The following is a 15,734-nucleotide window of genomic DNA, read 5'->3' on the forward strand; positions in this document are numbered from 1 at the left end:
GTTGGTCCCGAAGGGCCGAAATAGCGTGGCCGGAACGAATGGCTGTTCCAGTTCTTCCTCATGAGGTGGACCACGTGTCGAAAGAGTCGAATGAAGAAAAGCTCCTCGACTACCTCAAGCGGGCTACGGCCGAGCTGAGGGAGACTCGTCGGCGCCTCCGTGAGGAGGAGGACAAGCAGCGCGAACCCATTGCCATCATCGGAATGTCCTGCCGGTTCCCCGGCGGTGTACGCAATCCCGAGGAACTGTGGGAGCTGCTCGCCGCGGGCGGCGACGCGATATCGGACTTCCCGTCGGACCGCGGCTGGGACGTCGAGGGCATCTACGACCCCGACCCGGACACCGAGGCCGCCGGCAAGACGTACTCCCGCGAAGGCGGCTTCGTCCACGACGCCACGGAGTTCGACGCCGAGTTCTTCGGCATCAGCCCGCGCGAGGCCCTGGCGGCCGACCCCCAGCAGCGCCTGCTCCTCGAAGCGTCCTGGGAAGCGTTCGAACGCGCCGGCATCGACCCCGCGACCATGCGCGGCAGCTCCACCGGCGTCTTCGCGGGCATCATGTACCACGAGTACGGCACCGACCGCACGGTCGTCCCCGAAGGCGTCGAAGGCTTCCTCGGCACCGGCACCGCGGGCAGCGTCCTGTCCGGCCGTGTCTCGTACACCCTGGGCCTCGAAGGCCCGGCCGTGACCGTGGACACCGCCTGCTCGTCCTCCCTCGTCACCGTCCACCTGGCCGCCTCCGCGCTGCGCCAGGGCGAATGCTCGCTGGCTCTCGCCGGCGGGGTGACGGTCATGGCGACCCCCGACACCTTCGTCGACTTCAGCCAGCAGCGCGGCCTCGCCGCGGACGGCCGCTGCAAGCCGTTCGCCGACGCCGCCGACGGTACGGGCTGGGGCGAAGGCGTCGGCGTACTGGTCCTGGAGCGACTCTCCGACGCACGCCGCAACGGCCACCACGTACTGGCCGTCGTGAAGGGGAGCGCGGTCAACCAGGACGGCGCCAGCAGCCAGCTCACCGCCCCCAACGGGCCCTCCCAGCAGCGCGTCATCCGGCAGGCCCTGGCCGGCGCCCGACTCTCGGCCGAGGACATCGACGCCGTCGAGGCCCACGGCACCGGCACCCGGCTCGGCGACCCCATCGAGGCCCAGGCGCTGCTCGCGACGTACGGGCAGGAGCGGGCGGACGGCCGGCCCCTGTGGCTCGGTTCGGTCAAGTCCAACCTCGGTCACACGCAGGCCGCCGCCGGTGTCGCCGGAATCATCAAGATGGTGCTCGCCCTCGGGCACGAGGAACTGCCCCGCACCCTGCACGTGGACGCCCCGAGCTCGCACGTGGACTGGACGGCGGGCTCCGTCGAGCTGCTGACCGAGGCCCGGCCGTGGCCGGCCGGGGAGCGGACCCGCCGCGCGGGCGTCTCGTCCTTCGGCATCAGCGGGACGAACGCGCACGTCATCGTGGAGGAGGCTCCCGCCGAATCCGCTGTTGACGATGCCACCGTTGAAGATGCCGTGCCGCCCGTGGTCCCGGAACTGCCGGTGGTGCCGTGGGTGCTCTCGGGCAAGTCGCCCGAGGCCCTGCGGGCGCAGGCGGCACGCCTGCGGGAGTTCGTGCTGGCCGACGCGGGTCTGGACCCTGCGGCGATCGGTTCGGCACTCGCGACGACCCGTGCGGTGTTCGCGCACCGGGGCGGCGTCGTGGCCGCCGACCGTGACGGCCTGCTGGCCGGACTGGCGCTACTCGCTGAGGGCGAGAGCGCCCCCGGCGCGGTGCAGGGCCTGGCCGGCTCCGGCCGGACGGCGTTCCTGTTCACCGGGCAGGGCAGTCAGCGGGCGGGGATGGGGCGTGAACTCTACGCGGCGTTCCCGGTGTTCGCGGCGGCGCTGGACGAGGTGTGTGCCGCGCTCGATGCTCACCTTGAACTGCCGCTGAAGGACGTTCTGTTCGCGGAGACCAACAGCCGGTTGAACGAGACGGGCTTCACGCAGCCTGCTCTGTTCGCTCTGGAAGTGGCGTTGTTCCGGCTGTTGGAGTCCTTCGGGGTCCGGCCGCAGGTGCTGGCGGGTCATTCCATCGGTGAGTTGGCCGCAGCGCATGTGGCGGGTGTCTGGTCGTTGGAGGATGCGGCGCTGCTGGTTGCGGCGCGTGGCCGGCTGATGCAGCAACTGCCGTCCGGTGGTGCGATGGCGGCGATCCAGGCCACCGAGGCCGAAGTCCTGCCGCAGCTCACCGAGAAGGTCGGCATCGCGGCCGTCAACGGACCCACCTCCATCGTCGTCTCCGGCGACGAAGACGCCGTAGCCGCCGTCATCGCGCACTTCGACGGCATCGGACGGAAGACCAAGCGCCTCACCGTCAGCCACGCCTTCCACTCCCTCCACATGCAGCCGATGCTCGAAGAGTTCCGGACGATAGCGGCCGAACTCACCTACAGCGCGCCCACCATTCCGATCGTCTCGACGCTCACCGGCAAGACGGCGACCCACCAGGAGCTGGCTGACCCGGGGTACTGGGTCCGGCACGTCCGCGAAGCCGTCCGCTTCGCCGACGCCGTCACCACCCTCCAGGACCAGGGCGTCAGCACCTTCCTGGAGCTCGGCCCGGACGCCGTCCTGACCGCCATGGGTGCCGACAGTGCCACGGAGAACACGACCCTCGTCCCGGCCCTCCGCCGTGACCACAACGAAGCGCAGATCTTCGTCACCTCCCTCGCGACCCTCCACACCCGGGGCGTCCCCGTCTCCTGGCCGACCTTCTTCGGCACCGGGCGCACCCGCGTCGACCTCCCCACCTACGCCTTCCAGTCGAGCCGTTACTGGCTGGACACCCCGACGGCCTCGGCCGCCGGTGACATGGCCGCCGTCGGACTCGTGGACGCGGGACACCCGTTGCTCGGTGCGGCCGTCGTGCTGCCGGAGTCGGACGGGCTGCTGTTCACGGGCAGGCTGTCGCTCGGCTCCCACCCGTGGCTCGCGGATCACGTGGTCGCGGGCACGGTCGTCGTGCCGGGTGCGGCGCTCGTCGAGATCGCCGTGCGGGCGGGCGACGAGACCGGCTGCGGCGTGCTGGACGAACTCACGCTGCACGCACCGCTGGTGGTGCCCGGCACCAGGACCGTTCAGCTGCGGGTCCAGATCGGTGAGCCCGGTCGGGACGGACGGCGGACGGTGGTGGTGTTCTCGCGTGTCGAGGACGCCTCCGAGAGCGCCTGGACGCGGCACGCCGACGGTCTGCTCGCGCCCGATGACACCGCGGCCGCGGCCGGGTTCGACCTGGCGCAGTGGCCGCCGGCCGGGGCCGAGACCGTACCGGTCGACGGGCTGTACGCGGCGATGGCCGCGAGCGGCCTGGAGTACGGGACGACGTTCCAGGGTGTGCGGGCCGCCTGGCGGCACGGCGCGGAGATCTTCGCCGAGGTTGCGCTGCCGGAAGGGGTCGAGGCCGCGGGCTTCGGCATCCACCCCGCGCTGCTGGACGCCACCCTGCACGGGATCACGCTCGCGCAGCCGGACGGCGGGGCGGCCGAGCTGCCGTTCGCCTGGTCCGACGTCGCTCTGCACGCGGCGGGCGCGACCGCCCTGCGGGTGCGGATCACCCCCGCCGCCTCCGGCTACACCCTGCGCCTCGCCGACCCCCAGGGCGCACCCGTGGCCACGGTGGGTTCGCTGGCGCTGCGCCCGGTCGCCACCGGTGAACTGCAGAGCGCGCACGACCGTGAGCTGTACGAGGTCCGGTGGAGCCCGCTGCCGCAGCAGGCGTCGCACGAGGACGCGGGTGCGACAGCGGAGATCCTGAGCGTTCCCGCCGGGGTCGGGCCCGCCGAGGCGGTCACCGGCGTCCTGGCGCGGCTGCAGCAGTGGCTGGCCGACGAGGAGGCGTCCGACGCGCGCCTCGTCGTCCGCACCCGGGGCGCGGTCGCCGCGCTTCCCGGTGAGGACATCACCGACCTGGGCCAGGCGGCCGTCCACGGCCTGGTCAGGGCCGCCCAGACGGAGCACCCGGGCCGCATCGTCCTCCTCGACACCGACACCGACACCGACACCGACACGGACACGGACACGGACGACATCCCGGACGCTGTCACCGTCTCGGGTGAGCCGGAACTCGCCCTCCGGGACGGTGAGTTGCTCGTACCGCGCCTCGCGCGTACCGCTCCCGCCACCGGCGGAGTGACGTGGCGTGCCGACGGCACCGTCCTGATCACCGGCGGCACCGGCGGCCTGGGCGCGCTCACCGCGCGCCACCTGGTCGCCGAGCACGGCGTTCGCAACCTGGTGCTGACGAGCCGCCGTGGCCTCCAGGCCCCCGGCGCGACCGAGTTGGTGGCCGAGCTGGAGACGGCCGGCGCTTCGGTGACGGTCGCGGCCTGCGACGTCTCCGACCGTGCCGCGCTGGCCCAGCTGCTCGCCGAGGAGTCGATCACCGCGGTCGTGCACGCGGCGGGCGTGGTCGACGACGGCATGATCACCTCGCTCACCGCAGAGCGGGTGGCCGCCGTCCTGGCCCCCAAGGCGGACGCGGCCCGGCACCTCCACGAGCTGACGGCCGGCACGGACCTCGACGCGTTCATCCTGTTCTCGTCCGCCGCCGGCACGTTCGACGGTTCAGGACAGGGCGGTTACGCCGCCGCGAACGCCTACCTCGACGCGCTGGCGGTCCACCGCCAGAGCCAGGGATTGGCCGGGCTCTCGCTCGCCTGGGGCCTGTGGGACCCGGCGGTCGGCGGCATGGGCGCCGAACTGACCACGGCGGACGTCGAGCGGATGGAACGCTCCGGCGTACTCGCCATCGGCCGGCAGCAGGGCCTGGCCCTCCTCGACGCCGCGCTCGCCGACAGCCACGCCCATCTGCTCCCCGTCGCCTTCGGCCGGAGCGCCCTGGAGCAGCGGGCCCGGCTCAACACCCTCCCCGCCGTCCTGAGCGGTCTGACGCGTCCGGCCCCCACCGCCCGCAAGGCGGCGGGCTCGGCCGCGGCGGACGCCACCGGGCTGACGGAGCGCCTCGGCGCACTGACCGGAGTGGAGCGGCGCCGGCTGCTCCTCGACCTCGTCCGGCGCCATGTCGCGGCCGTGCTCGGTTACGACGGCGTGCAGAAGGTCGCCGGTGACAAGCCGTTCAAGGAGTTCGGCTTCGACTCGCTCACGGCGGTGGAGTTCCGCAACCGCCTCGGTGCCGAAGCCGAGGTACGGCTGCCCGCGACGCTCGTCTTCGACTACCCGACGCCGATCGCCGTGGCCGAGTTCCTGCTGGTGGAGCTGCTGGGCGAGGAAGCCGCGACCGCGGCCGACGTGACGGCCGCGGTGCTTCCGGCGGCCGGATCCGTGCTCGACGAGCCGATCGCGATCGTCGGGATGGCCTGCAGGTTCCCCGGCGGGGTCTCCTCTCCCGAGGAGCTGTGGGCACTGCTGGCCGCGGGCGGCGACGGGGTGTCCTCGTTCCCGGTCGACCGCGGCTGGGACATCGAAGGGATCTACGACCCCGACCCGGACGCGGTCGGCAAGACGTACTCGCGCCACGGCGGCTTCCTGGACCGGGCGGCCGACTTCGACCCCGGCTTCTTCGGGATCAGCCCACGTGAGGCGCTCGCGATGGACCCGCAGCACCGGTTGCTGCTGGAGTCGTCGTGGGAGGCGTTCGAGCGCGCGGGCATCGACCCGGCGACCGTACGCGGCAGCTCCACCGGCGTCTTCGCGGGTGTGATGTACCACGACTACACCTCGGTGCTGGAGCAGTCCGCCCACCGCAACACCGAAGGCTTCATGGGCGTCGGCGGCAGCATCGCCTCCGGCCGTGTCTCGTACACCCTGGGCCTCGAAGGCCCGGCCGTGACCGTGGACACCGCCTGCTCGTCCTCCCTCGTCGCCGTCCACCTGGCCGGCCAGGCCCTGCGCTCGGGCGAGTGCTCGCTCGCCCTCGCGGGCGGCGTGACGGTCATGGCGACCCCCGACACCTTCGTCGACTTCAGCCGCCAGCGCGGCCTCGCCCCCGACGGCTACTGCAAGCCGTTCGCCGACGCCGCCGACGGCACCGGCTGGGGCGAGGGCGTCGGCATGCTGCTCCTGGAGCGGCTCTCCGACGCGCAGCGCAACGGCCACCGCGTGCTGGCGGTCGTGCGCAGCAGCGCGATCAACCAGGACGGCGCCAGCAACGGTCTCACCGCCCCCAACGGCCCCTCCCAGCAGCGCGTGATCCGCCAGGCCCTGGCCGCCGGTTCGCTCACCACGGGTGACGTCGACGTCGTCGAGGCGCACGGCACGGGCACCCGGCTGGGTGACCCGATCGAAGCCCAGGCGCTGCTGGCGACGTACGGGCAGGAGCGGGCGGACGGTCAGCCGCTGTGGCTCGGCTCGGTCAAGTCCAACCTCGGGCACACGCAGGCTGCTGCGGGTGTCGCGGGGATCATCAAGATGGTGCTGGCGATGCGGCACGAGGAACTGCCGCGCACGCTCGGCGTCGACGCCCCGAGTTCGCACGTGGACTGGTCGGCGGGGTCCGTCGAGCTGTTGACGGAGGCGCAGCCGTGGCCGGTGCGGGAGCGTCCGCGCCGTGCGGGTGTGTCGTCGTTCGGGATCAGTGGGACGAACGCGCATGTGATCGTGGAAGAGGCCCCGGCTGAGGTCGTGGCGGAGGTTGTCGCCGCTGTCGAGCTTCCAATGGTGCCGTGGGTGCTGTCGGGTAAGACACCGGAGGCGTTGCGGGCTCAGGCGGTCCGGTTGCGGGAGTTCGTGCTGGCCGATGCGGGTCTGGATCCGGTGTCGGTGGGTTCGGCACTGGCGACGACGCGTGCGGGCTTCGCGCATCGTGTGGGGGTGGTGGCGGCGGACCGTGAGGGCCTGCTGTCCGCTCTGGACACGGTCGTTGACGGTGCGGCCAAGACCGCGGTGGCCGGCGCGGGTGATCTGGCGTTCCTCTTCACCGGGCAGGGCAGCCAGCGGGCCGGCATGGGGCGCGAGCTCTACGCCGCCTTCCCCGTGTTCGCGGAGGCGCTGGACGCCGTCGCGGAAGCGTTCGACGAGCACCTGGACCGTCCGCTGCTGGACGTGCTGTTCGCCGACGACAACCGTCTGAACGAGACGGGCTACACCCAGCCCGCCCTCTTCGCGCTGGAAGTCGCACTGTTCCGGCTGCTCACGTCATGGGGTATCCGGCCGCAGGTGCTGGCGGGTCACTCCATCGGTGAGCTGGCCGCCGCACACGTCGCCGGTGTCTGGTCGCTGGAGGACGCGGCGCTGCTGGTTGCGGCGCGTGGCCGGCTGATGCAGCAACTGCCGTCCGGCGGTGCCATGGCAGCGATCCAGGCGACGGAAGCCGAAGTCCTGCCACAGCTCACCGAGCGGGTCGGGATCGCGGCCGTCAACGGCCCGACGTCCATCGTCGTCTCCGGCGATGAAGAGGCCGTGGCTCAGGTCATCGCGCACTTCGACGCCCTGGGACGGAAGACCAAGCGGCTGACCGTCAGCCACGCCTTCCACTCCGTCCACATGGAGCCGATGCTGGAGGAGTTCGGCGCCATCGCGGCCGGGCTCACGTACGCGGCGCCGTCGATACCGATCGTCTCGACGCTGACCGGGCGGCCCGCCACCATCGAGGAGCTGACCGACCCCGAGTACTGGGTCCGGCACGTGCGCGAAGCCGTGCGCTTCGCCGACGCCGTCACCACCCTTGAGGGCCAGGGCGTCAGCACGTTCCTGGAACTGGGCCCCGACGCCGTTCTGACGGTGATGGGCGCCGACAGTGTCACGGATGCGGCCGGTACCGCGCTGATCGCGTCGCTGCGGCGGGAGCAGGACGAGGCCGAGACCTTCGTGTCGTCCGTCGCCGCACTGCACACGCGCGGTGTCGAGGTCGACTGGCGGGCCTTCTTCGGCACCGGTGCGACCACCCCGCTGCTGGATCTGCCCACCTACGCCTTCCAGCACCAGCACTACTGGCCGGAGCGGGCCGCCGTCACGGCGGGAGACGTCCGCGCGGCCGGTCTGGCAGATGCCGAACACCCCCTGCTGGGAGCGGCCATCGCCCTTCCCGACTCCGACGGGGTGCTCTTCACCGGGCGGCTGTCGCTGTCGTCGCACCCGTGGCTGGCGGAGCACGCGGTGTCCGGCACGGTGGTCGTGCCCGGTGCGGCGCTCGTCGAGATCGCCGTGCGGGCGGGCGACGAGGCGGGCTGCGGGGCGCTGGAGGAGCTGATGCTCCAGGCACCGTTGGTGCTCGACGGCCAGGGCGCCGTACAGCTGCGGGTCACGGTCGGCGAGGCCGACGCGCGTGGCCGGCGGACGGTGAGCGTGTTCTCGCGCGCCGAGGACACGACGAACGACGGGCAGTGGGTGCGGAACGCCGAAGGCGTGCTGAGCGCCGACGTTCCGGAGCCCGGGTTCGACCTGGCGCAGTGGCCGCCCACCGGTAGTGAGCCGGTCGCCGTGGATCGCCTCTACGCCGATCTGGCCGTGCTGGGGCTGGAGTACGGGCCGCTCTTCCAGGGGCTGCGGGCCGCCTGGCGCCTCGGCGAGGACGTCTTCACCGAAGTCGTCCTGCCGGACGGAACCGAAGGAGCCGAGGCCGATGCCTTCGCTCTCCACCCCGCCCTGCTGGACGCCGCTCTGCACGGCATCGCCCTGCGGGAGACGGACAACGGCGCGGCCGAGCTGCCGTTCGCCTGCTCCGACGTGGCCGTGTACGCGACCGGTGCGACCGCGCTGCGGGTGCGGATCGCCCCCGCGGACTCGGGCTACGCACTGCAGCTCGCCGACGACCAGGGCGTACCGGTGGCGGCGGTCGGCGCGCTCGCGCTGCGACCCCTCGCAGCCGACGACTTCGCCACCCCTGAGCGCCTCGCCCACGACTCGCTCTTCCACCTGGACTGGACCGCGCTCCCCGCGCCGGCGGCCTCGGCCGACGGAACGGGCGACGCGACGGGCGACGCGACGGTGTACCGGTGCCCGACCGGAGCGACGGCGAACGAGACGCTCGATGCCGTACTCGCCTTCACCCAGGACTGGTTGACCGCTGATGCGGACGGCCGGTTGGTGGTGGTGACGCGGGGTGCGGTGGCTGCGTTGCCGGGTGAGGACGTTGCGGAGCTGGGTCAGGCGGCGGTGTGGGGTCTGATCCGTTCCGCGCAGTCGGAGCACCCGGGTCGCATCGTCCTGCTGGATGCCGATGTTGAGGTGATCCCTGAGGGTGTGCTGGCGTCGGGTGAGCCGGAGTTGGCGCTTCGTGGCGGGGAGATCCTCGTCCCGCGCTTGGCCCGCACGATTCCTGCTGCTGGTGAGCCGGTGGTGTGGCGTACGGATGGCACGGTGCTGATCACTGGTGGTACCGGTGGTCTGGGCGCGCTGCTGGCCCGGCACCTGGTCACCGCGTACGGGATCCGTGATCTGCTGCTGACCAGCCGACGCGGCCCCGACGCCCCCGGCGCCACCGAACTCACCACAGAACTCGAGCGGTTGGGTGCGACGGTGACGGTCGCCGCGTGTGACGTCTCCGACCGGGACGCGCTGGCGGCGCTCCTGGACGGGGTGGCCCTGACCGCCGTCGTCCACACGGCGGGTGTGTTGCGTGATGCGACGTTCGCCGCACTCACCCCGCAGCACCTGGCGGAAGTCCTGGCGCCGAAGGCGGACGCCGCCCGGCACCTGCACGAACTGACCGCGGGGACGGACCTGGACGCGTTCGTGCTGTTCTCGTCCGCTGCCGCCACGTTCGACGGCACCGGACAGGGCAACTACGCCGCCGCCAACGCCTACCTCGACGCCCTCGCCACCCACCGCCGCACCCAAGGACTCCCCGCCACCTCCCTCGGCTGGGGCCTATGGGCACCCGAAACCGGCGGAATGGGCGCAGGACTGTCCTCGACGGATCTGGAGCGGATGGCCCGGGCGGGCGTGCTCGCACTCGACGCGACGGCGGGTCTGGCGCTCTTCGACGCGGCACAGCGCAGCGAGCACGCGCACCTGGTGCCGATCCGGCTCGACCTCAAGGCACTGGCCTCCGCTCCCGGCGAGGTGCCGGCGATCCTGCGGGGACTCGTCAGGGCCCCCGCGCGCCGAGCTGTGCAGGCGGGTACCGGTGCGGGCACCGGACCGGTGTCGCTGGAGGAGCGCCTGACGGCGCTGGCCCCGGCCGCGCGGCACGAGCTGCTGCTCGGGTTGGTGCGCGGGCAGATCGCGACCGTGCTGGGCTTCGGCGGCCCGGATGACATCGCGCCCGACAGTCTGTTCAGCGAGCTGGGCGTCGACTCCCTCACCGGAGTCGAGTTCCGCAACCAGCTGGGCGCGGAGGCCGGCGTACGGCTGCCCGCGACGCTCGTCTTCGACTACCCGACGCCGACCGCCGTGGCCGAGTTCCTGCTGGTGGAGCTGCTGGGCGAGGACGCGGCAGTGGAAGCGGCGGCCGGCCCGACCGCGTCGGTGACCGGTTCCGGCTCGATGGCCGACGAACCGATCGCGATCGTCGGCATGGCGTGCCGGTTCCCCGGCGGGGTCTCCTCGCCCGAGGAGCTGTGGACGCTGCTCGCCGCCGGTGGCGACGCCGTGACGCCGTTCCCGGACGACCGTGGCTGGGACGTGGCCGGTCTGTACGACCCGGACCCGGACGCGGTCGGCAAGACGTACTCCCGGCACGGCGGATTCCTGGAACAGGCCGCGGACTTCGACCCGGCGTTCTTCGGGATCAGCCCGCGTGAGGCCCTGGCCACCGACCCCCAGCACCGGCTCCTGCTGGAGTCCGCCTGGGAGGCGTTCGAGCGCGCGGGCATCGACCCGGCGACCGTACGCGGCAGCTCCACCGGTGTGTTCGCCGGCGTCATGTACAACGACTACGGCATCCGGCTCAACAGCTACCCCGCCGACCTGGAGGGCTACCTCGGGACCGGCAGCTCCGGCAGTGTCGCGTCGGGTCGCGTCGCGTACGCCTTCGGGCTGGAGGGCCCGGCCGTCACGGTCGACACCGCCTGCTCGTCGTCCCTCGTCACGGTGCACCTGGCCGGTCAGGCGCTGCGCTCGGGCGAGTGCTCGCTGGCGCTCGCCGGTGGTGTGACGGTCATGGCGACCCCGGAGACCTTCGTCGGCTTCAGCCGCCAGCGGGGCCTCGCCCCCGACGGCCGCTGCAAGCCGTTCGCGGAGGCCGCCGACGGTACGGGCTGGGGCGAGGGCGTCGGCATGCTGCTCCTGGAGCGGCTGTCCGACGCGCAGCGCAACGGCCACCGGGTGCTGGCCCTGGTCCGGGGCAGCGCCGTCAACCAGGACGGCGCCAGCAACGGACTGACGGCGCCCAACGGGCCGTCCCAGCAGCGCGTCATCCGGCAGGCCCTGGCCGGCGCCAACCTCTCGGCCGACCAGGTCGACGCGGTGGAGGCGCACGGAACGGGCACGACCCTCGGTGACCCGATCGAGGCCCAGGCGCTCATCGCCACCTACGGGCAGGAGCGGGAAGCCGGACGGCCGCTGTGGCTGGGTTCGGTGAAGTCCAACCTCGGGCACACGCAGGCTGCTGCGGGCGTCGCGGGCATCATCAAGATGGTGCTGGCGATGCGGCACGAGGAACTGCCGCGCACGCTCGGCGTCGACGCCCCGAGTTCACACGTGGACTGGTCGGCTGGATCGGTCGAGCTGTTGACGGAGGCGCAGCCGTGGCCGGTGCGGGAGCGTCCGCGCCGTGCGGGTGTCTCGTCCTTCGGCATCAGTGGGACGAACGCCCACGTCATTGTGGAAGAAGCTCCGGCCGAAGTCGTGGCGGAGGTTGTCGCCTCGGCCGAGCTTCCGGTGGTCCCGTGGGTACTGTCCGGAAGGACGCCGGACGCCGTCCAAGCCCAGGCCGCCCGGCTGCACGATCTCGTCCTGGCCGATGCCGGTCTGGACCCTGCGGCGATCGGATCCGCACTGACGACGACCCGTGCGGTGTTCGCGCACCGGGGCGGCGTCGTGGCCGCCGACCGCGACGGTCTGCTCTCCGCCCTCTCGGCCCTGGCCGACGGCCGGAACGCACCAGGTGTGGTGCGCAGCCTCGCCGGACCGAGCCGGACGGCGTTCCTGTTCACGGGGCAGGGCAGCCAGCGGGCGGGGATGGGGCGTGAACTCTACGCCGCCTTCCCGGTGTTCGCGGCGGCGCTGGACAAGGTGTGTGCCGCACTCGACGCTCACCTTGAACTGCCGCTGAAGGACGTTCTCTTCGCGGAGCAGAACAGCCGGTTGAACGAGACGGGCTTCACGCAGCCTGCTCTGTTCGCTCTGGAGGTCGCGTTGTTCCGGCTGTTGGAGTCCTTCGGGGTCCGGCCGCAGGTGCTCGCGGGTCACTCCATCGGTGAGTTGGCCGCAGCGCACGTTGCCGGTGTCTGGTCGCTGGAGGACGCGGCGCTGCTGGTTGCGGCGCGTGGCCGGCTGATGCAGCAGCTTCCTGCGGGTGGTGCGATGGCGGCGATCCAGGCCACCGAGGCCGAAGTCCTGCCGCAGCTCACCGAGAAGGTCGGCATCGCGGCCGTCAACGGGCCCACCTCCATCGTCGTCTCCGGCGACGAGGACGCCGTGGCCGCCGTCATCGCGCACTTCGACGGCATCGGACGGAAGACCAAGCGCCTCACCGTCAGCCACGCCTTCCACTCCCTCCACATGCAGCCGATGCTCGAAGAGTTCCGGGCGATAGCGGCCGAACTCACCTACAGCGCGCCCACCATCCCGATCGTCTCGACGCTCACCGGACAGGCCGCCACCACCGAAGAACTCACCGACCCCACCTACTGGGTCCGCCACGTCCGCGAAGCCGTCCGCTTCGCCGACGCCGTCACCACCCTCCAGGACCAGGGCGTCAGCACCTTCCTGGAACTCGGCCCGGACGCCGTCCTGACCGCCATGGGCGCCGACAGCGCCACCGAAACCACCACCCGGATCCCCGCCCTCCGCCGCGACCACAACGAAGCCCAGCTGTTCACCGAGGCGCTGGTCCGGCTGCACACCCGGGGCGTCACGGTCGACTGGCCGACCCTCTTCGGCACCGGCCGGACCCCCGTCGACCTCCCCACCTACGCCTTCCAGCACCAGCACTACTGGCTCGCCGACACCGTCGCACCCAGTGGGAAGGCCTCGGGCTTCGGTCAGAGCGACACCACGCACCCGCTCCTCAGCGCGGCGATAGCGCTGCCGGACTCGGAAGGAATGCTGTTCACCGGGCGGCTCGCGCTCCACACCCACCCGTGGCTCGCGGACCACGCCGTCAACGGCACGGTCATCGTCCCCGGCGCAGCGCTCGCCGACCTCGCCATCCACACCGGCGACCACACCCACACCAGCACGCTGGAAGAGCTCACCCTCTACGCCCCCCTCGTCGTCCTTCCCACTTCGGCGACCCAACTGCGGGTCAGAACAGGTGCGGACGACGGTTCCGGCCGGCGGCGGGTGAGCGTGTTCTCGCGTGTCGAAGGCTCGGACGAGGAGCAGTGGGTGCAGCACGCGGAAGGCGTGCTCTCCTCGACGGTCACGGATGCGGGCTTCGACCTGGTGCAGTGGCCGCCGGCCGGGGCCGACGCCGTGGCGGTCGAGAGCCTCTACGACGACCTGGCCCTGTTGGGCCTGGAGTACGGGCCGGTCTTCCAGGGGCTGGAGGCCGCCTGGAGGCGCGGGGACGAGGTCTTCACGGAGGTCTCGCTGGCCGAGGGCGCCGAGACGAGCGGGTTCGGGCTCCACCCGGCGCTGCTCGACGCGGCACTGCACGGCATCGGTCTCGGCGGGTTCTTCGAGGACGACGGGCGCGCCCAACTGCCCTTCTCCTGGGACGACGTCACCCTCTTCGCCACCGGCGCGACGGCGCTGCGCGTCCGGATCGCCCCGGCGGACCGGCCGGGCGGTGTGGCGCTGCAGCTGGCGGACGCCGCCGGTTCGCCGGTCGCGTCGGTCGGTTCGCTGACGCTGCGGCCGCTCGCCGAGCAGGTGCCGGTCGCGCGGCACGGCGACGCACTGTTCGGACTGGACTGGGTGCAGGTCGCGGACCTGGCCGGTACCGAAGCGTCCACCGACGTGATCCCCGAGGAGGGGCTGCTGCGCGTCCCGTCCGGGCTCGGAACGGCCGAGACACTTTCCACGGTCCTGGCCGGACTGCAGCAGTGGCTGGCCGACGCAGCCGACTCCGACGCCAAGCTGGTCGTCGTCACCCGGGGCGCGGTCGCCGCGCTTCCCGGGGAGGACGTCACCGACCTCGCGCAGGCCGCCGTCCAGGGTCTCGTCAGGGCGGCACAGGCCGAGAACCCGGATCGCGTGGTTCTCGTCGACACCGACACCAATGGCGATGGTGAGGAGATACCGGCCACCGCCCTCACCTCCTCCGGTGAATCGGAACTGGCACTGCGCGCCGGGGCCTTCCTGGCCCCCCGCCTGGTGCGCACGGCGCCCTCCGCCGAGGCGACCCCTTGGCGCACGGGCGGCACCGTCCTGATCACCGGCGGCACGAGCGGCCTGGGTGCGCTCACCGCCCGTCACCTGGTCGCCGAGCACGGAGTCCGCGACCTCCTGCTCACCAGCAGGCGCGGACAAGACGCTCCGGGAGCAGCCGAACTCGCGGCGGAACTCACCGCAGCGGGCGCCACCGTCACCATCGCCGCCTGCGACGTCTCCGACCGGGACGCCCTCGCGGAACTCCTGCACGAGGTCCCGTTGACCGCCGTGATCCACGCGGCCGGCATCGTGGACGACGGTGTCCTCGGGTCGCTCACCCCCGAGCGGCTGGCCGCCGTACTCGCCCCGAAGGCCGATGCGGCGCGCCACCTGCACGAGCTGACGGCCGGGACGGACCTGGACGCGTTCGTCCTGTTCTCGTCGGCGGCCGGGGTCCTGGGCGGTGCGGGGCAGGGCGCCTACGCCGCAGCCAACGCCTATCTGGACGCGCTGGCCACCCACCGCCGGGCCGGCGGTCTTCCCGCGGTCTCCCTCGCCTGGGGTCTGTGGGCGCCGGAAGCCGGCGGGATGGGCTCGCAGCTCACCGGGGCCGAGGTGGAACGGATGGCCCGTGGGGGCGTCCTGGCCCTCGGCGAGGAGCAGGGGCTGGCCCTGCTGGACGCCTCGCTGGTCTCGGACCGGGCGGTGCTGGTCCCCGCCGGGCTCGATGTGCCCGCACTGGTGCGCTCCGCGGGTGGCGAAGTGCCGGGCCTCTTCCGCGGCCTGGTCCGCGGCAAGGTCCGGCGCACGGCCGCCGCGGGGGACTCCGGCGGCGCCGGGGCTTCCGGTCTGGCCCAGCGGCTGGCGGCGCTGCCGTCCGACGAACGCCTCCCGGTGGTCGTCGAGCTGGTCCGTAGCCAGGTCGTCGCGGTGCTCGGCCTCACCGCGGCGCAGGAGGTGGAGCTGGGCAAGCCGTTCAAGGAGTTCGGCTTCGACTCGCTCACCGCGGTGGAATTCCGCAACCAGCTGAGCGCGGCGGCCGGAGTGCGGCTCCCGGCGACGCTCGTCTTCGACTATCCGACGCCGCAGGAGCTGGCCGACTTCCTGCTCGGCGAAGCGGCCCCCGACACGACCACGGATCCGGGGACCGCCGCGTACGAGGAGAGCGTCCGCGCCTCGCTGCTCGCCATCCCACTGGCCCGGCTCCGGGAGACCGGACTGCTGGACACACTGCTGCAACTCGCGGGCCTCCAGACGGAGGACGACGGCCCGACGGCCGAGGACGCGAGCGAATCGATCGACGATATGGATGCCGAGAGCCTCATCTCGAAGGCGCTCGAAGGGTCCGACTTCTGATGACGCGAATGGGTGAGGTTC

1 protein-coding gene is annotated in these 15,734 nt (G+C 72.5%); it reads left to right on the plus strand.

Annotated elements, in window-relative coordinates:
* Positions 1 to 74 precede the first annotated feature (74 nt).
* Entirely contained in the window at positions 75 to 15,713 is a 15,639-nt protein-coding gene (locus tag LNW72_RS26960) for a type I polyketide synthase (RefSeq protein WP_250977722.1), read from the plus strand.
* The last annotated feature ends 21 nt before the right edge of the window (positions 15,714 to 15,734 follow it).

Origin of the sequence: Streptomyces sp. RKAG293 (assembly GCF_023701745.1) — a bacterium.
Classification (GTDB): domain Bacteria; phylum Actinomycetota; class Actinomycetes; order Streptomycetales; family Streptomycetaceae; genus Actinacidiphila.